Source organism: Salmonella sp. SAL04213 (assembly GCF_046550535.1).
Classification (GTDB): Bacteria; Pseudomonadota; Gammaproteobacteria; order Enterobacterales; family Enterobacteriaceae; genus Salmonella; species Salmonella enterica.
Genome location: NZ_JBGDXS010000010.1, coordinates 57,296 through 78,419, shown reverse-complemented (window position 1 = coordinate 78,419; position 21,124 = coordinate 57,296). Strand labels below are relative to the sequence as shown.

General features: G+C 52.2%; 24 protein-coding genes and 1 riboswitch. Of the genes, 11 read left to right on the top strand and 13 right to left on the bottom strand.

What is annotated here, in order from left to right; genetic code table 11:
* Positions 1 to 18: 18 nt before the first annotated feature.
* Positions 19 to 639, bottom strand: a complete 621-nt coding sequence (locus tag ACLJPQ_RS19525) for an OB-fold-containig protein (protein WP_000171739.1) — start codon at positions 637 to 639, stop codon at positions 19 to 21.
* A gap of 257 nt (positions 640 to 896) precedes the next feature.
* Here ACLJPQ_RS19525 and glgS point away from each other — a divergent pair, with 257 nt between their 5' ends.
* On the top strand, positions 897 to 1,106 hold the full coding sequence (gene glgS, locus ACLJPQ_RS19520) for a cell surface composition regulator GlgS (protein WP_000928927.1): 210 nt from the start codon (positions 897 to 899) through the stop codon (positions 1,104 to 1,106).
* Positions 1,107 to 1,179: 73 nt separating this feature from the next.
* Here glgS and ubiK read toward each other — a convergent pair whose 3' ends face one another.
* Complete coding sequence (ubiK, locus tag ACLJPQ_RS19515) at positions 1,180 to 1,476, bottom strand: ubiquinone biosynthesis accessory factor UbiK (protein ID WP_000566824.1); 297 nt, start codon at positions 1,474 to 1,476, stop codon at positions 1,180 to 1,182.
* A gap of 132 nt (positions 1,477 to 1,608) precedes the next feature.
* Positions 1,609 to 1,807, top strand: a riboswitch (FMN riboswitch).
* Between the two features lie 105 nt (positions 1,808 to 1,912).
* Here ubiK and ribB point away from each other — a divergent pair.
* On the top strand, positions 1,913 to 2,566 hold the full coding sequence (ribB, locus tag ACLJPQ_RS19510; protein ID WP_001076978.1) for a 3,4-dihydroxy-2-butanone-4-phosphate synthase: 654 nt from the start codon (positions 1,913 to 1,915) through the stop codon (positions 2,564 to 2,566).
* Positions 2,567 to 2,736: 170 nt separating this feature from the next.
* Here ribB and dsbI read toward each other — a convergent pair whose 3' ends face one another.
* The 3 genes from dsbI to ACLJPQ_RS19495 are packed head-to-tail and all read right to left on the bottom strand — an operon-like array spanning position 2,737 to position 5,916.
* On the bottom strand, positions 2,737 to 3,414 hold the full coding sequence (dsbI, locus tag ACLJPQ_RS19505; protein WP_000345576.1) for a protein-disulfide oxidoreductase DsbI: 678 nt from the start codon (positions 3,412 to 3,414) through the stop codon (positions 2,737 to 2,739).
* Positions 3,415 to 3,428: 14 nt separating this feature from the next.
* Positions 3,429 to 4,100, bottom strand: a complete 672-nt coding sequence (locus ACLJPQ_RS19500; protein WP_000096230.1) for a thiol:disulfide interchange protein DsbA/DsbL — start codon at positions 4,098 to 4,100, stop codon at positions 3,429 to 3,431.
* Positions 4,101 to 4,119: 19 nt separating this feature from the next.
* A complete protein-coding gene (locus ACLJPQ_RS19495; protein WP_000460259.1) occupies positions 4,120 to 5,916 on the bottom strand; it encodes an aryl-sulfate sulfotransferase in 1,797 nt (598 codons plus the stop codon).
* A 399-nt stretch (positions 5,917 to 6,315) separates the two neighbouring features.
* On the opposite strand from ACLJPQ_RS19495, the gene ACLJPQ_RS19490 reads away from it, so the two are divergent.
* The gene (locus tag ACLJPQ_RS19490) at positions 6,316 to 6,492 is read left to right on the top strand and encodes a hypothetical protein (protein WP_000469259.1); all 177 of its coding nucleotides are present in this window, start codon (positions 6,316 to 6,318) and stop codon (positions 6,490 to 6,492) included.
* Between the two features lie 66 nt (positions 6,493 to 6,558).
* Here the strand turns inward: ACLJPQ_RS19490 and zupT are convergent, their stop codons facing one another.
* A complete protein-coding gene (gene zupT, locus ACLJPQ_RS19485; protein ID WP_000115871.1) occupies positions 6,559 to 7,332 on the bottom strand; it encodes a zinc transporter ZupT in 774 nt (257 codons plus the stop codon).
* A 140-nt stretch (positions 7,333 to 7,472) separates the two neighbouring features.
* Here zupT and ygiD point away from each other — a divergent pair, with 140 nt between their 5' ends.
* Positions 7,473 to 8,261: a 4,5-DOPA dioxygenase extradiol gene (ygiD, locus tag ACLJPQ_RS19480; RefSeq protein ID WP_001520560.1), complete on the top strand. Its 789-nt coding sequence runs from the start codon at positions 7,473 to 7,475 to the stop codon at positions 8,259 to 8,261.
* A 61-nt stretch (positions 8,262 to 8,322) separates the two neighbouring features.
* On the opposite strand, the gene ACLJPQ_RS19475 is transcribed toward ygiD, so the two are convergent.
* The 3 genes from ACLJPQ_RS19475 to tolC all read right to left on the bottom strand — a co-directional run bounded on the left by ACLJPQ_RS19475 (position 8,323) and on the right by tolC (position 11,851).
* Positions 8,323 to 9,486, bottom strand: coding sequence for a glutathionylspermidine synthase family protein (locus tag ACLJPQ_RS19475; protein WP_020839017.1), 1,164 nt, complete (start codon positions 9,484 to 9,486; stop codon positions 8,323 to 8,325).
* Between the two features lie 5 nt (positions 9,487 to 9,491).
* Positions 9,492 to 10,163 (bottom strand): DUF1190 family protein, encoded by a 672-nt coding sequence (locus tag ACLJPQ_RS19470; RefSeq protein WP_000831528.1) that lies wholly within the window; start codon positions 10,161 to 10,163, stop codon positions 9,492 to 9,494.
* A gap of 212 nt (positions 10,164 to 10,375) precedes the next feature.
* Positions 10,376 to 11,851 carry an outer membrane channel protein TolC gene (gene tolC, locus ACLJPQ_RS19465; protein ID WP_072100461.1) on the bottom strand — a complete coding sequence of 492 codons (1,476 nt, stop codon included), beginning with the start codon at positions 11,849 to 11,851 and terminating at the stop codon, positions 10,376 to 10,378.
* Between the two features lie 200 nt (positions 11,852 to 12,051).
* Here tolC and nudF point away from each other — a divergent pair, with 200 nt between their 5' ends.
* Genes nudF through parE form a run of 5 tightly spaced genes read left to right on the top strand, consistent with a single transcriptional unit; the run spans position 12,052 to position 16,456 of the window.
* Positions 12,052 to 12,684, top strand: a complete 633-nt coding sequence (nudF, locus tag ACLJPQ_RS19460; RefSeq protein ID WP_001231952.1) for an ADP-ribose diphosphatase — start codon at positions 12,052 to 12,054, stop codon at positions 12,682 to 12,684.
* Positions 12,681 to 13,103, top strand: coding sequence for a DUF1249 family protein (locus ACLJPQ_RS19455; protein ID WP_000833404.1), 423 nt, complete (start codon positions 12,681 to 12,683; stop codon positions 13,101 to 13,103). The genes nudF and ACLJPQ_RS19455 overlap by 4 nt, the downstream gene beginning before the upstream one ends.
* 24 nt (positions 13,104 to 13,127) lie before the next feature.
* Positions 13,128 to 13,955: a 3',5'-cyclic-AMP phosphodiesterase gene (gene cpdA / locus ACLJPQ_RS19450; RefSeq protein ID WP_023215695.1), complete on the top strand. Its 828-nt coding sequence runs from the start codon at positions 13,128 to 13,130 to the stop codon at positions 13,953 to 13,955.
* Positions 13,955 to 14,536 (top strand): esterase YqiA, encoded by a 582-nt coding sequence (gene yqiA, locus ACLJPQ_RS19445; protein WP_023206361.1) that lies wholly within the window; start codon positions 13,955 to 13,957, stop codon positions 14,534 to 14,536. The genes cpdA and yqiA overlap by 1 nt, the downstream gene beginning before the upstream one ends.
* A 27-nt stretch (positions 14,537 to 14,563) precedes the next feature.
* A complete protein-coding gene (gene parE, locus ACLJPQ_RS19440) occupies positions 14,564 to 16,456 on the top strand; it encodes a DNA topoisomerase IV subunit B (protein ID WP_000195318.1) in 1,893 nt (630 codons plus the stop codon).
* A 124-nt stretch (positions 16,457 to 16,580) separates the two neighbouring features.
* On the opposite strand, the gene ACLJPQ_RS19435 is transcribed toward parE, so the two are convergent.
* The 4 genes from ACLJPQ_RS19435 to qseB all read right to left on the bottom strand — a co-directional run bounded on the left by ACLJPQ_RS19435 (position 16,581) and on the right by qseB (position 19,620).
* Positions 16,581 to 16,895, bottom strand: a complete 315-nt coding sequence (locus ACLJPQ_RS19435; RefSeq protein ID WP_000958587.1) for a putative quinol monooxygenase — start codon at positions 16,893 to 16,895, stop codon at positions 16,581 to 16,583.
* Between the two features lie 31 nt (positions 16,896 to 16,926).
* Positions 16,927 to 17,508 carry an NAD(P)H-dependent oxidoreductase gene (locus ACLJPQ_RS19430; protein ID WP_000065416.1) on the bottom strand — a complete coding sequence of 194 codons (582 nt, stop codon included), beginning with the start codon at positions 17,506 to 17,508 and terminating at the stop codon, positions 16,927 to 16,929.
* 106 nt (positions 17,509 to 17,614) lie between these two features.
* Positions 17,615 to 18,964, bottom strand: coding sequence for a quorum sensing histidine kinase QseC (qseC, locus tag ACLJPQ_RS19425; protein ID WP_000779328.1), 1,350 nt, complete (start codon positions 18,962 to 18,964; stop codon positions 17,615 to 17,617).
* On the bottom strand, positions 18,961 to 19,620 hold the full coding sequence (gene qseB, locus ACLJPQ_RS19420; RefSeq protein WP_001221574.1) for a quorum sensing response regulator transcription factor QseB: 660 nt from the start codon (positions 19,618 to 19,620) through the stop codon (positions 18,961 to 18,963). The genes qseC and qseB overlap by 4 nt, the downstream gene beginning before the upstream one ends.
* Positions 19,621 to 19,771: 151 nt before the next feature.
* On the opposite strand from qseB, the gene ACLJPQ_RS19415 reads away from it, so the two are divergent.
* Both ACLJPQ_RS19415 and ACLJPQ_RS19410 read left to right on the top strand, forming a co-directional pair.
* Positions 19,772 to 20,164 carry a YgiW/YdeI family stress tolerance OB fold protein gene (locus tag ACLJPQ_RS19415; protein ID WP_000731552.1) on the top strand — a complete coding sequence of 131 codons (393 nt, stop codon included), beginning with the start codon at positions 19,772 to 19,774 and terminating at the stop codon, positions 20,162 to 20,164.
* Positions 20,165 to 20,235: 71 nt separating this feature from the next.
* Positions 20,236 to 21,102: a GyrI-like domain-containing protein gene (locus ACLJPQ_RS19410; RefSeq protein WP_076933240.1), complete on the top strand. Its 867-nt coding sequence runs from the start codon at positions 20,236 to 20,238 to the stop codon at positions 21,100 to 21,102.
* Positions 21,103 to 21,124: the final 22 nt, after the last annotated feature.

Genomic DNA, 21,124 nt, shown 5'->3' with positions numbered 1-21,124 from the left:
TATGTAAGTTCCTCTCAATTAGACATAGAAGGTACGCTCAGCCAAATAACGCGTTGCGGAAAGTCGGCAGACAATCAGCACCTTGTCTCCTTTTTTAAATTCTTTTCCCTTTTCAGGTTCCAGCAGTAAATAGTGAATCTGGCCGAACTTATCGGTAAATTTTCCTTCGCAAGGTGTACCGGCGACGGCGGCGTGGCCGGTAATAATCGCCATGCCGCCGATAAATTCCTCTTCCCGGAGGGCGGAGCTTTCATCTCTGGGTAGCCAGGGCGCGAGGATTTTTCCGCTGTAATGCACGGCAAAGACCGACAGGACAATGCTTAACGGGACCAGCAGCAGATTGCTGAGCGGCGCTTGCCAGAGCATGATCCCGCCATGCTGGATGAGGATGCCGAAGAGGCCGAAATAACCGGCCAATAGACAGAGGACGACCAGGGCGGGAACGCGTCCAATATTCAGATAATGAAGCGCCTGGCCCGCAGGGCCGGATGACAGGGCGTCATAATGATCGAGATGGGCGTCGAGCGCGCCTGAAAGAAAGTGGCCAAAAATCAGAGAAATCATCTCCAGCACGCCGATAAAGAAAACGAACGCGATGGCAAACAGATAGGGGCTGTTATACTCCGCAAATAAGGTCATATTTTCTATCCTTGTCGCCGCCTTCAGAAGGGTGTTCGCGTGATAATTTTCATGCTTGTTATTTCACTGCGTTACAATATCATGTGACCCATATCTCCTTAAGTCCGAAAAGCGATTTATCCGTCGTTATCTTTGGTGAATATTGTGATTTTGCGCATTAAATTTGCGCACGTTATGTATAAAACCGCCGTACATATAGGGAAATACTGAAATCAGAAAAAGCATATAGCCTTAACAGAATTCAATAACTGGAGGGTATGCTGATGAACAACAATAACGTCTATTCATTAAATAATTTCGATTTTCTGGCGCGCAGTTTTGCCAGAATGCAGGCGGAGGGGCGTCCTGTTGATATTCAGGCGGTAACCGGCAATATGGACGAGGAGCACCGCGACTGGTTTTGCAAGCGTTACGCGCTTTACTGCCAGCAGGCGACTCAGGCGAAAAGGTTAGAATTAGAACACTAATGCAGGCTCCCTTTACAGGCGCAGGGCATTATTCAGATCTTATATGAGCGGGCCGTCAGGCCCGTTCACGTTTTTACTCTTGTGGATCGACTGGCGGGATGGCGGGCGCAGGTTTTACTTCTTCAGGCTTGTCGCGAGCTTCCAGTTCGCTGAGGCGTTGCTCCAGCAGTGCTAGTTTTTCCCGGGTGCGCAGCAAGACCTGAGTCTGGACATCAAACTCTTCGCGGCTCACCAGATCGAGACGCGTCAGCTGAGATTGCAGCGTTTGACGGATTTTTTTCTCGATATCTTCCCCGAACTCGCGAATACCTTTCGGCATTGACTCATGAACCTGGCGTGCGATTTGCTCAATTTTTTTCGGGTCAATCATTGTGGTTTCCCTGAACTGGTAAGTGTTAGCTCTTATTGTAGTGCGATATGTGGACGCCATAAACCAGAATTGTGTGACGTCATACGGAGTAAAGGCGTTGATGAAGGTAATCAATAGCGTTATAGTTAACCCGCTTATTCTCAGGGCGGGGCGAAATTCCCCACCGGCGGTAAATCAGCGATGTTTAACGCATTTCTCATCACGGCGCGCCGTGACGGAACGCGGAGAGCAGGTTGAAAGCCCGCGAGCGCTTTTTGCCATAGCGAAAAGGTCAGCAGATCCGGTGTAATTCCGGGGCCGACGGTTAAAGTCCGGATGGGAGAGGGTAACGATCCAGTCGGGCATGGACCCGCTCACGTTATTTTTTTGCCGCTTGTCGGCACTCCTAAGACTGCCCTGATTCTGGTAACCATAATGTTAATGAGGTTTTTTTACCATGAATCAGACGCTACTTTCCTCTTTTGGTACGCCTTTTGAACGTGTTGAACTTGCACTGGATGCGCTGCGTGAAGGACGCGGTGTGATGGTGCTTGATGATGAAGATCGTGAAAACGAAGGCGATATGATTTTCCCCGCAGAGACGATGACCGTAGAACAGATGGCGTTAACCATTCGTCACGGTAGCGGTATTGTTTGCCTGTGTATTACTGAAGACCGTCGTAAGCAGCTCGACTTACCAATGATGGTGGAAAACAACACCAGCGCCTACGGCACCGGTTTTACCGTGACCATTGAAGCCGCAGAAGGCGTGACCACTGGTGTTTCCGCCGCTGACCGTGTCACTACGGTGCGTGCGGCAATTAAGGATGGCGCAAAACCGTCCGATCTTAACCGTCCGGGGCACGTTTTCCCACTGCGCGCTCAGGCGGGCGGCGTGCTGACGCGCGGCGGTCATACGGAGGCGACCATCGATCTGATGACGCTGGCCGGTTTTAAACCTGCAGGTGTGCTGTGCGAGTTGACTAACGACGATGGGACGATGGCGCGAGCGCCGGAGTGTATCGCGTTTGCAGGCCAGCATAATATGGCGGTGGTCACGATTGAAGATCTGGTGGCTTACCGCCAGGCGCATGAGCGCAAAGCCAGCTGATCGAACGGATCATGGTTGAAAAAAGCCGATGAGATGTCATCGGCTTTTTTGTATTCCTTCGGTGCCATATCGTTCAGTTTCAAAGAACGACGAATAAGCTGAATGGTAAAATTATTGTGAGAAAAGCAGAGGCCTGAATGCAGACCTCTGCTTTGGTTTATCTATTCAGGTTATTTTCCTCTGGCCAGTTTCAATGCCCAGGCGCCGCTCATCACCAGCAGCAGAATCAGGCACAACCCAAAGGCCAACATACATGCCTGCGCCATGTTCATAAAGTGCCAGGGCGGAAGCAGATACCAGCCTTCGGACTGCTGGTAGAGATCGACAAACCACTGCTGTACGCTACTGAGCGTTACGCCATCAGGGACGATAGGCGCGTCATAACCGCAGTCTCCGGTAGGTTTAAACCACTCCGGCGCCCATTCCGCCAACGGTAAGTTGAAAGGAAAGGTAGGGTCAGTCGAACATCCTTGCACGCCAAAAAGTGAATCGGGGTCCGCATTATGTACCGCATGATGGATACCATTAAGCTTAATAGAAAACTTAATGCCCATAATGCTGCCATAAAACGCCGCGATGCAGCCAATCAGCTTCAGCACGATATTTTTGGGATTTATCGCCGCAATCACCCCGCCAATTACCATCACAAACATCGCGTAACGAATGTAAACACACTGTTCGCACGGCGCCATGTAGAGGTAGATTTGGAAGAACGAGTGCGCCAGGATAATTAACCCTCCCATCGCGATGGCCATTAACAGCCACAGAAAGCGCTGTTCCTGCCATCTCACCAGCGTATCCACTGGTCTTGCGCGTAGGTCTCGCCATAATCCCTTAATAAAATCCATAATCGTTTCCCTGCTTATTTTTTAGTGGCCAGTTCCCGAACGAGTTCAGCCATAGAATCGATGGATTTGATGTTTTTGGTATAGATAAGGTACTTGCCGTTGACGACGTAAGCCGGAACACCCTGAATTTTGGCAACGTCATAGGCGGCTTTCCATTTTTCCAGAGTCTCCTGAACGGCAGGATCTTTCAGCGCCGCTTCAAAATCAGCCTGGCTCATGCCTGCGGCGTCCAGCCCGGTTTTAATAAATGCCGCCGGATCTTTCCCATCTGACCAGCGCTCTTTCTTATCATGGTAAGCCGCATACCAGGCGAACTTCGCTTTTTTGAATTGTGATTTAGCATCAAATAACGAAATCCCGGCAGCTTTATCTTTGGCGATCAGGACTGCAAATACTTCGCTGGCCTGTTTGCCATATTCGCCTTTTGTTTCCAGGTGGAACGGAGTGAACGTAACGAGATCGGCTACTTTATCAGAAACCGGACCTGTTACGGCTTTGTCATATTTGTAGCAGAAAGGGCAGGCGTAGCTAAATACCTTAATCAGCGTTTTATCCGCATTAGGAATCGGTTTCTCCAGAACCATATAATCTGTGCCCTCGGTAAAAGCCGATGCCGCAAAAGGAGTGACCAATGCCGCGGTTAATACTACGCTTTTAAATAAAGAGGTAATCCATTTAGATGACATATTAATTCCTTCCCGTTATTTATTTAAACATTTGCGTTGGATGAACCAGTAATGCACGATAGTGAGTCTGGTTGGGTTTATCCGACAGCACATCAATTTCAACTTTCACTTCTTTCGTTTTATAGTCAATCTCATTCAGTTTGCCGACTGTGGGTTTACCAACGTCGAACAGGTTAATAGAACCGCCAAAGCCGAACATGGTGTCGCGGTCTTTTTGATATTCAACAACCGAGGTAATAGGACTATAGAAATCATATCCACGTTCTTTACCGTATTCCCAAACTTGTTGTACGGTGCCTTTCTTCTCATCGATCTTATATTCGACAAAACGGGAATATTTCATGGTCGGTAGAGCCGGTTGCTCCAGGCCGCGACCATCGCCGTTATCAAAGACCGTTAACGTGCCTTTGCTGGAAAGCCATGCCGTATGTTGGGTATAGGTGAAATCGAAATCGGTGTCCTTACACTTGCCGTTTTCGTCACAGGTCAACGGCTTACCATGATCGTCTACCGGTTTCAGCAATTTACTGGCTAGCTGCTTATTCCAGCCTTTAGACGGTGCCAGTATCCATTTCACCTGCTTATCGCGACCAATTTTTACAATACCCTGATGGCGGGAAGAAAGGATGATGGAGTCGTCTTTCGCGTCATAAGCGATAGAGTTGACGTGCGCCCAGTTACGACCGGCACCAACGCCAAGCGCATCGCCATACGGCGTATCCGGTTCGAGTTTCGCCTGCTGTCCGGCATGGGCCAGATCGACGTTCACGCATACTGCGCCCGCATCCAGCGCGCCGAGCAGCGCATCACGCATAGGGTCGAGGATTTTGGTTAAATCCCAAACGTCTACTACGCGGCCAGACTTATCGACCTCAATGATTTGGTCACGAATAGTATGAACATGTATGCCGTCTTCTTTGCGGTAATCGCGTTTGCCGACGCGCAGCAGTACGGTGCCGTTCACGGTTTCGATGGATTCATGAGACGCATCCAGGAACCCGCGCGGCAGTTTATGATCGGCAAGAATTTGCCCCATCATGTCAAACTCGTACCAGTGTTGGCCCTGCACCGCGGTAAAGGTGCCGCGAGGCGTTTCACGAATACCCATCAGGTAGCCGCGTTTGTTGATATTCATATCGTGGCCGTCGTAGAAGGTATCTTGATCCAGCCACCAGCGATATTCACCCTGGGTGTCGACCACAAACGTATAAGGGGCGATATCGAAAGGCAAAGCCCCGCCCGCCGGGCCGGCATCAAGAATGCCCGCATTTTTATCTTTTTCGCCGTGCCAGTGAAATTCAGCGCCCTGCGGCGTAAAGGTATGGGTATTTACCAGATAAAGGCGATCTTCAAATCCTGGCGCGACTTTAATAACTTTCGTTTGCTGGAGATCTGAAATAGAACGGTTATCCATATAATGGTTGACGATGGCGGACGTCTGCACCACATAGTCATCCTTCATGGCTTTGCCGTTTTCTTTATATTCTACCGTGACGTTGTTGGCAAATTTCTGATAAAGGCCAAAAATAGGAATACCGTCATAGGTTTCTAAAGACTCTTTCCCAACGGTATAAGTAACGGGAACGCCCTTTTCCCCTTTGCCATGTACAGTAACTTTAACGTCTGAAATAATATGGCTATCTAATTCCACCAGTGCGGTGAGAGGGGCATTACCGTAAGGATCGACAACGACTGCGCCTAATTTCCCTGCGGGCTGCGCCGGTTGAAAACCTGCGGCAAACGTACTGGCTGCGGTGAGTCCGCATGTCAGTGCGACGGCACCGGCAAGTATTGTTTTCCGGTATTGGTCAAACATGGATATATCTCCTTATATACAACTTCTAAATATAATACTTCTGAATATACTATGTTTTTATGAATGATAAATGAGGTAAATGATTGGTCTTTAAATATAAGTCATAATGCTATTACTTATTTTAAAGTATATTATGTATCAATATTTTTTAATTGCCTGAGTAAGTCGATAGTAGGAGTGTGATATTTTAAGAACAATATAAATTAGTACGAAGTGTGATCTTATCGACATTGTTTTCTGCTTAATACCTCTTTCATTATTGTGTTTCACCACTGATTTATATGATCAAAATCATTTATTTGTTCCACAAATATGCCAGTATATGAATACGTCAAAATAAGGGTATGTAAAATTTTAACGTTAAATGTTTAGTGATGTTAAATTTTAAGGGTAAAAAGGATGTTTATTGCCTGGTATTGGATAATATTAATCGTTCTGGTGGTAGTAGGGTATATTTGCCATATGAAGCGTTATTGCAGAGCGTTTCGGCAAGACAGAGATGCATTACTTGAAGCGCGAACGAAACGTTTTCGCCAGACGAGCGAAGGCGACAGCGTGATGAATGAGCAGAAATAGCGCATATCCTTGACGGGCAGCCGGATGTTGCCTGGCTAAAGGCCTGCATCCGGCACGACGTTTCTCTTAACCGATACCTATCGTCTGCAAAATGACGAGACTGAGCCCCATGATGGACATACCGCAAAGCACGCCATAGCTGGGGTTATTGTTAGGATCGATCTCTTTTGCCAGCGGCATCAGTTCATCGACGGAGAGCGCCACCATAATACCGGCGACTGCCGCCATGATAGCCGCCATAACGATTGGCGAAACCAGGCTGCCCAAAATCAGCCACGCCAGCACGCCGCCAAGAATTTCCGCCATGCCGGAGATACCGGCCCAAAAAATCGCGGTACGTTTTGAGCCCGTCGCGGCATAAACCGGACCGGCAACCGCCAGACCTTCAGGAATATTGTGCAACGCCACCGCCAGTGCGATGCCGAAACCCAGTTCAAGATTGCTGCTGGCAGTGACAAAGGTGGCGATCCCTTCCGGAAAGTTGTGCAGACTAATGCCGAGCGTCAATAAAATCGCAGTGCGTTTTATCGAGCCGGGAAGCGGCTGCTGCCTTTTTTGCATCAGATCCTGCGGATGAGCGTGAGGAAGCAGGCGGTCCAGCCCGAAGTAGCCCAACAGGCCGATAATAAACATTCCGTAGCCCAGTACAGGCGACATCCCCTCGGTATCAAGCGCGGCGGGCAGCATCTCCATCAGCGAGATGAGCAGCATGATCCCTGCGGCGAAGCCCAGCGAAAAAGCCAGCACGCGGTTAGACGGTTTTTGGCCGAGAACGCCAAGAAACGCGCCAATAAAGGTGGCGGCGCCCGCCAGTAAGGTCAGAATAAGTGGTACTGACATCCATTACTCCTTATCAATTTGCCGTCCGAACCTGACCTTCAAAATAACTGATGATCTTCATCATAGTTATCTGAGTTCTTCCTCTGTGAAGAAAGCGTATGGTGATGTTAACAAAATGTCTTTCCTGTAAGGATAACATCATGTCTTTAACGTGTATGCCAGCATTGTTTTTGGGGCATGGCAGCCCGATGAACGTGCTGGACGATAATGATTATACCCGCGCCTGGCGGCGATTGGGGGAAGCCCTGCCGCGACCACAGGCGATAGTGGTGGTGTCGGCGCACTGGTATACCCGCGGGACGGGCGTCACAGCGATGGAAAGGCCGCAAACTCTCCATGATTTTGGCGGTTTTCCGCAGGCGCTGTATGACACGCATTATCCGGCCCCTGGATCGCCTGCGCTGGCGCAGCGTCTGGTTGAACTGTTGGCTCCCGTTCCCGTCGCGCTCGATAAAGAGGCGTGGGGATTTGATCATGGCTCCTGGGGCGTATTGATCAAGATGTACCCGAATGCGGATATTCCGATGGTGCAGCTTAGTGTTGATAGTACCAAACCGGCGGCATGGCATTTTGAGGTGGGCCGTAAACTGGCGACGCTGCGTGACGAAGGCGTGATGCTGGTGGCCAGCGGGAATGTGGTTCATAACCTGCGGACTGTGCGTTGGCACGGTGACAATATACCGTATCCCTGGGCGGCGTCATTTAATGACTTTGTGAAAGCCAACCTGACGTGGCAGGGGCCGGTAGAACAGCACCCGCTGGTGAATTATCTGCAACATGAAGGGGGCGCCTTATCGAACCCGACGCCGGAGCACTTTTTGCCTTTGCTGTATGTACTTGGCGCCTGGGACGGCAAGGAACCTATCACCATCCCGGTCGACGGTATTGAGATGGGCAGTATAAGTATGTTGTCGGTGCAGGTGGGGTAGGCCGGATAAGGCGCTGAATGATTGCCCGATGGCGCTACGCGCATCGGGCTTACAGGAAAATCTATCCTTCAACAAAAATATGCGGATAGAAGCGGGAGAGATCCTGGGTGATCAGCGCCCGATCTTCACGGATACCAATTCCGGCGGGCTGATCGTTAATCAGCCAGCTACCAATCAGGGTGTAACTGTCGCCGAATTTTGGCAGCGGATAGAACTGTTGCACGATCATACCCTCTTCACCATACGGGCCTTCCACGGATTCGATCGTTTTACCGTTCTCAATAATCGATACGTTCGCCCCTTCGCGGGAGAAGATCGGTTTCACGACATATTTATCCATTGGCGGATATTCGTCTTCGGCGAAATACGCAGGCAACAGATTCGGATGGTCCGGGAACATCTCCCACAACAGCGGCAACAACGCTTTATTGGAGATAATGCTTTTCCAGGCCGGTTCCAGCCAGCGCACGCCGGCATCTTCCAGCTTGGTGGAAAACATCTCGCGCAGCATAAATTCCCACGGATAGAGCTTGAACAGGTTCGCAATGACCTGATCCTGCAGATCCGTAAATTGGCCTTTTTCCCCCAGACCAATATCGTCGATATAGAGAAATTCGGTGGCGATTTCCGCTTCGGCCGCGCAGTCCTGTAAATACTGAATGGTGCCGCGATCCTCAACCGTATCGCGACAGCAGGTGAGATGCAGCAACTGAAAACCGTACTGCTCGCGAAGTTCAGCAAAGCGTTCAATCAGCTTTTCCTGCAGGCTATTAAACTGATCGCTGCCTTCCGGCAGATTGCCCGCGTTGATCTGATCTTCCAGCCAAATCCACTGAAAAAACGCCGCTTCATACAGCGATGTTGGCGTGTCGGCATTATTTTCGAGCAGCTTAGGCTCGCCGATGCCGTCCCAGGCCAGATCGAGGCGGGAATAGAGCGACGGTTGTTGCGTTTGCCAGGACTGACGAACAAAACCCCAGGTATGTTTTGGAATACGAAACTTCGTCATCAGCTCATCGCTGGCGATGACGCGTTCTACTACCTTGAGGCACATCTGGTGCAACTCGGCGGTAACGTCTTCCAGTTTTTCCACCTGGGCGAGCGTTAACTTGTAATAAGCGTCTTCACACCAGTACGGTTCACCATACATAGTGTGAAAATTAAACCCGTATTCAGTCGCTTTATCGCGCCAGTCCGGGCGCTCGGTAATACTGACTCTTTCCATGCGTATCAGCCGCCCATCGAACGTGTTGAAGTACCGGCAGCGCTACGCTGCATGGTGCTCTGTTTGGCGACGGATTCGCCAAAACCGCCGCGGGTAACGGTTGTTGTGGTGGCCGGTTTCGGCGCCATCGCGGTTTTCGGTACGGTCATTGTCCGGCCCGGTTGCGCCGCGCCGTAGTTTTTACCTGCCGCATCGGTATATTTGCCGTATGCAGGGCTGGCCGGGTTTTTCGAGCTAAACAGCGGCTGTTGCGCAAAGCCTGCGCCGCCGCCCATCAGACGCCCCATCATGTAACCTGCCATAAGCGGCATCCAGAAACTGCCGCTGGATTGTTGGGCCTGCGCCTGATTTTCCGGCGCCATGCCAGCCTGTGCGGGCGCTTGCTGGCACTGGCCTTCGCCAAACTCAGCGACGCAATCTTCGCGTGTAGCGTACTTAGGCGCAGTACGTTCGGCCTCTTTCAGCGCATTGTTATACGCGGTTGTACACTCCGCGCTTTTGCCCGGATTCGCCGCTGAACAGTCATCAGCGTTTTGATACAGCGATACGGTTTCATCGCTTTTTTCACAGCCAGCCAGCATAAAAACAGCCGTAACCGCCAGGGCGACCGGCGTTAAATGCCGCGCGCTCCAGCTTTTGCGAAATGATGCGTGATGGATGGATTTTGTCCGTTTCATATTTGTCTTCCAGGACCCAGTGGTAAATACAACATGCGTTCAGAATAGAGGATGACTGGTCGAAATTGAAGCGAGAAAAGGCGAGAATGCGGCGGAATAGCAGGATCTTTACGTTGTCTTACGTTCAGGCGCGGCTTTATGACAGGTAGCGCCGCGCTTACCAGACCTACAAGGGCACAGGTCTGATAAGCGCAGCGCCAGCGAATAACTTATCAATGCCGGAATGGATTGCCGTTATTGCTGTTGGCGCGAGCGGCGGTCGGCTGTACTGCCGGCGCGGCGCTATGGGCATTATAACCGTCTGCGGCAGCATCCTGCTCTGGCGTTTCCGGCGCTACGCTTTCTGGCGACGTCGGGATAGGTTTACCCAACGTACTGTTAAGCGCGAGCAGATCCTGCTCGTTCAGCGTACCGAGCGCATATTTGATATTTAACTGATTAATCAAATAGGTATAACGCGCGTTGGCCAGTTGCTGCTTGGCATCATACAGAGTGGTGGTGGCATCCAGTACGTCAACAATGGTACGTGTACCGACCGAGTAACCGGCTTCCATTGCATCCAAAGAACTTTGCGCGGAAACGACTGCCTGTTTATACGCGTTGATGCTGCTGATGGAGGCGTTAATATTGTTAAAGGAAGAACGTACGGTCTGCACCACGCTACGGTGCGCGCTTTCCAGCTGTTCGCTTGCGCCGACGAAGTTATACTGCGCCTGTTTTACCTGCGAGTTAACCATCCCGCCTTGATACAGCGGCAGGGAGAAGTTCAGGCCGATTTTATTCTGCCCCATATTGCTATCGTCGTACTGGGTGGAGTTGGTTTTAGAACCGCTATAAGAGGTATCAGAAATGCCGGTTGAGGCCGTTAAATTCAGCGTCGGCAGATGGCCATCCTGCGCCTGACGGATTTGCTCGCGCGCCAGATCCTGACTTAAACGCGCCTGCAACAGCGACAGGTTACGGTTTTCCGCTTCCTTCAGCAGCGCATTAACAGCTTTGGGTTTGTCGGTTTTAAAATGCTCGACGTTAAGCGACGCCAGCTCCGGGTAATAATTGCCGGTTACCTGGCGCAGCTCTTCTACCGCGTTATCCAGGTTGTTGCGGGCGGTCACTTCATTCGCCAGTACGGTATCATATTGCGCACGGGCGTTTTGCACGTCGGTAATGGCGACCAGACCCACGTTAAAACGTTGCGTCGTTTGATCTAACTGACGGTAGATAGCCTCTTTTTGCGCCTGGGTATAGGAAAGCACATCAATAGCGTTCAATACCTTAAAATACGCGTTCGCGGTATTGAGGATCAGCGTCTGCTGATCGGTCTGATAGGTGACATCCTGAATGCCTGCTGCTTTTTCTTGCAGGGTGAGCCCACGCCATTTCGACATATCAAATAGCGTCTGCGTTAATTGCAGAGAAGCGCTGGTTTCATTGGAGTTGATACCGTTCGCATCGCGATAACCGTTGCTGTAGGTGTAGTCGGCACCTAAACCCAGTTGCGGCAGTAAAGGACTACGCGCTTCGTTAATTTTTTCGAATGCAGCATCGCGATCGGCAGCGGATTTACGCAATTCCGGGTTGCTCAGGCGTGCTTGCTGATAAACTTGCATCAGGTTCTCTGCCTGGCTTAGTGTGCTGAACCCCGACAGGCTCAGGCCGATAAGGATGGGGAGCAATTTCTTCATTTGCATTCCTTGTTGTGAAGCAGTATTTAGCGCTGATCAATTTGTAAAAATAATTGCTGATTCTAGCAGAATCCGCCACTGCAAAAAGTTGGCGTTACGTGCCATACGAGCCTTAATTGGCACCAATTTACCACAAGGGTGATAAAACAGCAGTCAACCACCCTTGAAATTCATCATTTAATCATTATTGCTAGCAGGGCAGCACAATGCGTAAATCAGACAACTTGCCAGTTACTTTCACCAAAAGCGATGTAGAAATTATTGCACGGGAAACGCGCTATCGCGGTTTTTTTTCATTGGATGTGTATCGATTCCGCCATCGTTTATTCAACGGAGAAATGAGTGGCGAGGTAAAGCGCGAAATTTTTGAGCGCGGGCACGCCGCCGTCTTGCTACCCTTTGACCCTGAACGTGACGAGGTGGTGCTGGTCGAACAGATTCGTATTGCCGCGTATGACACAAGCGTTACGCCGTGGCTGCTGGAGATGGTCGCCGGCATGATAGAAGAAGGCGAAACCATTGAGGCGGTCGCCCGGCGGGAGGCGATGGAAGAAGCGGGGCTGACCGTAGGCCGCACCCGACCGGTCATCAGTTACCTGGCGAGTCCAGGAGGAACCAGCGAGCGCTCATCTATTCTGGTGGGTGAAGTGGACGCCACGACCGCGGTAGGTATTCATGGTCTGGCGGATGAAAACGAAGATATTCGGGTTCATGTGGTAAGCCGGGAACAGGCATACCAGTGGGTAGAAGAGGGGAAAATCGACAACGCAGCCGCAGTCATCGCTTTGCAATGGCTTCAGTTGCATCATCAAGAGTTAAAAAACGAGTGGAAAAAATGAAGCGTTATACACCTGACTTCCCAGAAATGATGCGTTTGTGCGAAACCAATTTTTCGCAATTGCGCCGCCTGCTGCCGCGCAATGACGCCCCCGGTGAAACGGTGAGCTATCAGGTGGGCAACGTACAATATCGGTTAACGATTGTGGAATCGACCCGATACACTACGCTTGTAACGATCGAGCAAACGGCGCCAGCCATCACCTACTGGAGCCTGCCGTCGCTGACGGTGCGCCTCTACCATGATGCGATGGTGGCTGAAGTGTGTTCAAGCCAGCAGATCTTTCGCTTCAAAGCGCGGTATGATTATCCAAATAAAAAGTTGCATCAACGCGACGAAAAGCATCAAATTAATCAGTTTCTGGCCGACTGGCTACGATTCTGTTTAGCACATGGAGCGATGGCGATTCCGGTTTATTAGCGTCGTGAAACCTAAGGACACCATTTGGAAAGCCTGTTAACCCTACCTCTGGCTGGTGAGGCCCGAGTCAGGATTTTACAAATTACAGATACTCACCTGTTTGCCGAAAAGCATGAAACGCTGTTAGGCGTCAATACCTGGGAAAGTTACCAGGCCGTGCTGGAGGCTATTCGGGCGCAACAGTATGAATATGATCTGATCGTGGCCACCGGCGATCTGGCGCAGGATCAATCCGCTGCGGCTTATCAGCATTTTGCTGAGGGTATCGCAAGCTTTCGCGCGCCTTGCGTTTGGCTACCGGGCAATCATGATTTTCAGCCGGCAATGTACAGCGCGCTGCAAGAGGCGGGGATTTCCCCGGCTAAGCGCGTGTTAATCGGTGAACAATGGCAGATTTTGTTGCTGGATAGCCAGGTGTTTGGCGTCCCGCATGGCGAACTGAGCGAGTTCCAACTGGAATGGCTTGAGCGTAAGCTCGCCGATGCGCCAGAGAGACAGACATTGCTCCTTTTGCACCACCATCCGTTGCCGGCAGGGTGCAGTTGGTTGGATCAGCACAGCTTGCGTAATGCCGGTGAGCTGGATAGCGTGCTGGCGAATTTCCCGCATGTAAAATATCTGTTATGCGGACATATTCACCAGGAGCTGGATCTTGACTGGAACGGTCGCCGTCTGCTGGCGTCGCCGTCAACCTGCGTACAGTTCAAACCGCACTGCGCGAACTTTACGCTGGATACTATCGCGCCGGGCTGGCGTACGCTGGAGCTCCAGGCGAACGGCGTCCTGGAGACGGAAGTGCATCGCCTGCAGGATACCCGGTTCCGACCCGATACCGCTTCGGAAGGATACTGATGTCTACGCTTCTCTATTTGCACGGATTCAACAGTTCCCCTCGCTCGGCAAAAGCGTGCCAGCTAAAAAACTGGCTGGCGGAGCGTCATCCGCATGTCGAGATGATCGTCCCTCAACTACCGCCGTATCCTGCCGATGCGGCGGAGTTGCTGGAATGTCTCGTGCTTGAGCATGGCGGTGCGCCATTAGGGCTGGTAGGATCGTCGCTGGGTGGTTATTACGCCACCTGGCTGTCGCAATGTTTTATGCTGCCGGCTGTGGTGGTGAATCCCGCCGTGCGGCCCTTTGAATTACTGACCGACTATCTCGGTCAGAACGAGAACCCCTACACCGGGCAGCAATATGTGCTAGAGTCTCGCCATATTTATGATCTTAAAGTCATGCAGATTGACCCGCTGGAAGCGCCGGACCTGATCTGGCTACTGCAACAGACGGGCGATGAAGTGCTGGATTACCGCCAGGCGGTGGCATATTACGCCTCCTGCCGTCAGACAGTGACCGAGGGGGGTAATCACGCATTCACGGGCTTCGAAGATTATTTCAACCAGATTGTCGATTTTCTTGGACTGCACAGTTGCTGACAATCAATTCGAATTGCTAATTAAACCATGACGCAAACTTATAACGCTGATGCCATTGAGGTACTCACTGGGCTTGAGCCGGTACGCCGCCGCCCGGGGATGTACACCGATACGACCCGCCCCAACCATTTGGGTCAGGAAGTGATTGATAATAGTGTGGATGAAGCACTGGCAGGTCACGCCAAACGCGTGGATGTCATTTTACATGCCGATCAATCGCTGGAAGTGATTGACGACGGACGCGGGATGCCGGTGGATATCCATCCGGAAGAGGGGGTTCCGGCGGTAGAACTGATCCTCTGTCGACTTCATGCTGGCGGTAAATTCTCCAATAAGAACTATCAGTTCTCTGGTGGTCTGCATGGGGTGGGGATTTCGGTAGTAAATGCCCTGTCAAAGCGCGTGGAAGTGACCGTGCGCCGCGACGGTCAGGTCTATAACATCGCGTTTGAAAACGGCGAAAAAGTGCAGGATTTGCAGGTTGTCGGCACCTGCGGTAAACGTAATACTGGCACCAGCGTGCATTTCTGGCCGGACGAAAGTTTCTTCGACAGCCCGCGTTTTTCTGTCTCTCGCTTAATGCACGTTCTGAAAGCAAAAGCGGTGCTGTGTCCCGGCGTGGAAATCACTTTTAAAGATGAAGTGAATAACAGCGAGCAGCGCTGGTGCTACCAGGATGGTCTGAACGACTATCTGGGCGAAGCGGTAAACGGCCTGCCGACGCTGCCGGAAAAACCGTTTATCGGTAATTTTAACGGTGAAACGGAAGCGGTTGACTGGGCGCTATTGTGGCTGCCGGAAGGCGGCGAATTACTGACAGAAAGCTACGTCAACCTGATCCCGACCATGCAGGGGGGTACGCACGTTAACGGTCTGCGCCAGGGCCTGCTCGACGCGATGCGCGAATTTTGCGAATACCGCAATATTTTGCCGCGCGGCGTCAAACTGTCGGCGGAAGATATCTGGGATCGCTGCGCTTATGTGCTCTCCGTGAAAATGCAGGACCCGCAATTTGCCGGGCAGACCAAAGAGCGTCTGTCGTCGCGTCAATGTGCGGCATTTGTTTCCGGCGTGGTGAAAGATGCCTTCAGCCTGTGGCTGAACCAGAACGTGCAGGCGGCGGAACAACTGGCAGAGATGGCGATTGCCAGCGCGCAGCGGCGACTGCGCGCCGCAAAAAAAGTGGTACGCAAAAAGCTCACCAGCGGTCCGGCGTTGCCGGGGAAACTGGCGGACTGTACCGCGCAGGATCTTAATCGGACCGAGCTGTTCCTTGTGGAAGGGGATTCGGCAGGCGGTTCCGCCAAGCAGGCGCGCGATCGCGAATATCAGGCGATCATGCCACTCAAAGGTAAGATCCTTAACACCTGGGAAGTCTCTTCCGATGAAGTGCTTGCCTCGCAAGAGGTGCATGATATTTCCGTGGCGATCGGTATCGATCCGGACAGCGACGATCTGAGTCAGCTGCGCTACGGCAAGATCTGTATCCTGGCGGATGCGGACTCCGATGGTTTGCATATCGCTACTCTGCTTTGCGCGCTGTTTGTCAGACATTTCCGCGCGCTGGTGAAGAATGGTCATGTCTACGTCGCGCTGCCGCCGCTATACCGTATCGATTTGGGTAAAGAGGTCTATTACGCGCTTACGGAAGAAGAGAAGGCGGGCGTACTGGAACAACTGAAGCGTAAGAAAGGCAAGCCGAACGTACAGCGTTTCAAAGGCCTGGGAGAAATGAACCCGATGCAGTTACGCGAAACCACGCTTGATCCGAATACTCGCCGCCTGGTGCAGCTCACCATTAGCGATGAAGACGATCAGCGTACTAACGCGATGATGGATATGCTGCTGGCGAAGAAACGTTCTGAAGATCGACGCAACTGGCTACAGGAAAAAGGCGATCTCGCGGATCTCGACGTGTAACGGTTGTTGCACGCTTTATCCGGTCTGCGTGGCGCAGGCCGGATAAGCGAATCCGACATGACGCCGCAGCCTGATGGCGACACTTGCGCATCGCATCAGGGCGACGTCAGACGAGGGTAATAACTTAAACGCCGGATTCCAGAATACGAATATTCATTTCCAGCACATCGTCTTTTACCGCGTCGCTGTAGGCTTTCATATGCGGGGTTTGCAGATGCGCCTCAAGGTGCGCAACGCTTTCCCACTGTTCAATCATCACGATCGAGTCAGGCGCCAGAGTCTGAAAACTCACGCCCGCGGCATGATCCACCATCGGCGCGTAACCGTGGCACCCCTCTTCTTTAAGAACGGTTGGAATAATTTTCGCAAACTGGTCGAGGACGGCCTGACGGTGATGTTGGCCCGGACGCGTGCGAATTTCGGCAATGACGGTAAGCATGGTTAACTCCTTCTAATTCCAGGATGACCAGTTAAGCAAAAATTTCGCTCAGATGCTTGCGATATTCTGCGGTATAGCGCGGAACATCCGGCATTTTAATCACGTCGTTGGCAATAAACGTTGGCAGCGCGTCCATGCCCAGGAACTGGTTGGCTTTATGGAATGGCAGATAGACGCCATCTACGCCTACGCCGTGGAAAAATTGATCTTTTTCGGTAAATGCTTCCATCGGCGCGTTCCACGTCAGTGACAGCATATATTTTTTCCCCTGCACCAGACCGCCGGAACCGTACTTTTTAGCGGCATCGGAACGCGTGCGGCCATCGCTGGCATAGAGCGTACCGTGACCTTCGGTAAAGACATCATCCATATATTTTTTTACTGTCCATGGCGCGCCCATCCACCAGCCTGGCATCTGCCAAATCACCACGTCAGCCCAGACGAAATTCTGCACCTCTTCTTTAATGTCATAGTCGCTGTCGGCGCGGACGATCTTAACCTGATGACCCAGATCGCGCAGAAGCCCATCGGCAACTTCGGTCAGGGTGTCATTTAACTGGCCGTTGGAGTGCGCGAATTTTTTCGCCCCGTTGATAATCAGGATGTTACTCATTTTGTGTCCTCAAGAAATGCGTTTGCTGCTGATTCTACGCTGACGGGCGGTGCGGTGAAATTAGCAAAATGTGCAAAGTCTTTTGCATTTTTGGCAAAAGTCTGTGTTACCAACTTACTACGGCCTCAAATCCACCTTCCGCGGCGTTGCCAAACGACACCGTCATGCCGTGCAGCGTAGCGATGCGACGGACGATTGATAATCCCAGACCGCTGCCGGTCACACTTTGGCCAGGCGGGCGGTAAAAACGCTCGCCGATATGCGTCAGAATCTCTGGCGCTACACCAGGGCCATTATCTCTGACGGTGAAGCTGCGGGCATGTAAGGTAACGTCGACGACGCTGCCTTGCGGACTGTAGCGAATCGCATTATCCAGCAGGTTACGCACTAACAGGCTTAAGAGTAGCGGCTGGCCGGTACGTATGACGTCATGGGCGTTAAGCTGTAAACGCACGTCGATATTCGCCTGCTGCGCCGGATGATAAATATCCATTACCGCGGACTGCAGCAGCTCTTCCAGCGAAATCTCCGCTACATCCTGCAAATTATTGAGCGAGTCGAGACGCGATAACGTCAGTAGCTGATCGACCAGCCGCGTGGCGCGATCGATCCCCGCATGGAGCTGGGTCAGCGCTTTATCACGCGATAGCGGATCGTCGCCCGAGAGCTGCGCCACCTCGGTTTGTACTTTCAGCGCGGCCAGCGGGCTGCGCAATTCATGGGCGGCGTCGGAGGTAAATCGCCGTTCGCGCACCATCATGGAGTGGATGCGGCTAAAAAGCTGATTAAGCGCTTCGACCAGTGGGCGAACCTCGCTCGGTACGCCTTTGGCGTCGAGCGGCGTTTCCGATTCCGGCGACCGGAAGCGTAGCGCCTGCGCCAGTTTTTTCAACGGTCTGAGCTCGCGGTGAAGCAGGAGTAATAAAATCAGTAGCATGAAGGGAAGGGCGATCAGCCACGGCGTTAATTGCGCCGCCACGATCGCCAGCGCCATATCTTCGCGGTAATCCCACTCCTGACCGACGACGATACGATACTTACCGTCCGCCGAGTTCAACCACAAAAAACGCCAGAGGTCGTTGTCATCCTTCAGATAGCCATTGTCGAAACCTTCCCGGCGATAGCGATACGGAATATCCTGGCCGTTGTCGCCATCATGCAGCAACATTTTGCCGTCAGCGGAAAAGATGGCGAACGCCAGCGCATCGTCATCGATATGCCCATGTTTTAATTTCTTTGGCGTATGCGCCATGCGCTGCGGGGCGTTGATCTCGTTAAGATCGAGGGTGCTAAGCCGTCTGGCGAACAACATCAACTGTGTGTCAAACAGCTCGTCGACATTATCCGTCGTCTTTCTCCAGGCCACAAAACTGGAGATTGCCCAGGTGATGGAGACCAGAATCAGGAAAATAAGCGTCAGCCTGACGCGCAGGCTGAGACGTTGCGTCAATTTCATGCGTCACCCAGGGTGTAGCCGATGCCGTGTACGGTGCGAATAAATTCGCTGCCGAGCTTGCGGCGTAAATGATGAACATGGACTTCCACTGCATTGCTGGACACGTCGTCATCCCAGTTATACAGCTTCTCTTCAATAAGCTTGCGCGGCAGCACGCGACCTTTGTTGCGCAGTAAGAGTTCCAGCAACGCGAACTCTTTTGGTTTTAAGGCCAGCGGTTCGCCGGCAAGCGTCGCGACGAGATTGCCTGGATTGAGCGTCACCTGGCCGTGGCGCAATTCGCTACTGGCCTGACCGCTGGCGCGGCGTACCAGCGCCTCCAGACGGGCGGCGACCTCAATGAGCGCGAAAGGTTTACATAAATAGTCATCGGCGCCCAGACGTAGCCCCTCGACGCGCTCTGCTAACGCGTCGCGCGCCGTCAGGATCAGTACCGGTTCCTGTTTACCCTTTTCGCGCCATTCGCGCAAAATATCCCGTCCGTCCATGCCTGGCAGCGTCAAATCTAAAATAACCGCATCATAAGGCGCGCTGTAAAGCGCCTCTTTGCCCGGACGTCCCTCAGTAAACCAGTCGACGCTGAAACCCATTTTACTCAGGCCCGCTTTTATGCCATCGCCAATAAGTGTGTCATCTTCTACCAGTAAAATTCGCATCTGTTCTTCCTTGCGGTAACTCGCGTTGCCGTCAGTTAACCTTGTCGCCGCAGGCGATGTACAGAAAAAAAGATTCTTTTTTTGCCTTAAGAAGTTGTTAAGGATTACCTTATTAAATGGATCTGAAACGACATGAAAGGGAAAAGTAATCATGAAAAAATTAGCTGCAATCGTTGCCGTTATGGCACTGTGTTCTACCCCGGTTCTGGCGGCTCAGCAGGGCGGTTTCTCCGGCCCGTCGGCGACGCAAACGCAAGGCGGCGGATTTGTCGGCCCGAACGGCAGCAGCACGACGGTAGAGAGCGCTAAATCGCTGCGTGACGATGCGTGGGTAACGCTGCGCGGGAATATCGTCGAGCGCATTTCCGACGACCTGTATGTGTTTAAAGATGCGACCGGTACTATCAATGTGGATATTGACCACAAGCGTTGGAACGGCCTGACCGTAACCCCGCAGGATACCGTTGAAATTCAGGGTGAAGTGGATAAAGACTGGAACTCTGTCGAAATCGACGTAAAACAGATTCGTAAAGTGAATCCGTAATCCCACATTGCGCAAGATCGGTCAGGATTCACAGCCGCCCGGTGGGCAGAATAGGCCACAAGGAGGCAGTGATGAATGACCTGATCAGCGCGGCTTATTCCGAACGTCTGCGGCGCGTTTGCGACCACATTGAGCGTCATCTGGATGAGCCTCTGTCGCTTGAGGTGTTAAGCCGGATGGCGCACAGCTCGCCGTTTCATTTTCACCGGCAGTTTACCGTCTGGAGCGGGCTTCCGCTCTATCGCTATATCCAGTGGCTGCGTTTGCGCCGGGCGTCATGGCGGCTGGCGTTTAATCCGCAGGATAAAGTTATCGATATCGCGCTGGATGCCGGATTTCAGAATCCGGAGTCGTTCACACGTGCTTTCAAAACCGCGTTTGGTCAAAGCCCGCGCCGGTTTCGGCAATCGCCGGACTGGCTGGCCTGGCACCAACGCGTTCCTAAACTTGCGTTACAGGAGCAGCATGTCATGGACGTAAAAATCGTTGAATTTCTACCTACCCGCGTCGCGATGCTGACGCATCTGGGGCATCCGGATAAGGTCAACGCCAGCGCGGCGAAATTTATTGCATGGCGGCGCGAAACGGGGCAGTCGCCGATTGCCAGCAGTCAAACCTTTGGTATTGCCTGGCACGACCCGCAGACGACGCCGCCGGATCAATTCCGCTTTGATATCTGCGGCAGCGTCCGCCAGCCGATAGCCGAAAATGACGTTGGCGTGGTGAATAGCGAGATTCCTGGCGGGCGCTGCGCGGTGGTGCGCCATCAGGGATCGCTCGACAGCCTCCCGGAGAGCGTGTGGTATTTATTCCGCGAATGGCTACCGGCCAGCGGCGAGACGCTGCGCGATTTTCCGGTCTTCTTCCAGTACCTGAATTTCGTCAATGAGGTGGCGGAACATGAGCTGCTGACGGATATCTATCTGCCGCTTCGTTAACTTCCTCGCAACCTGTCTCACG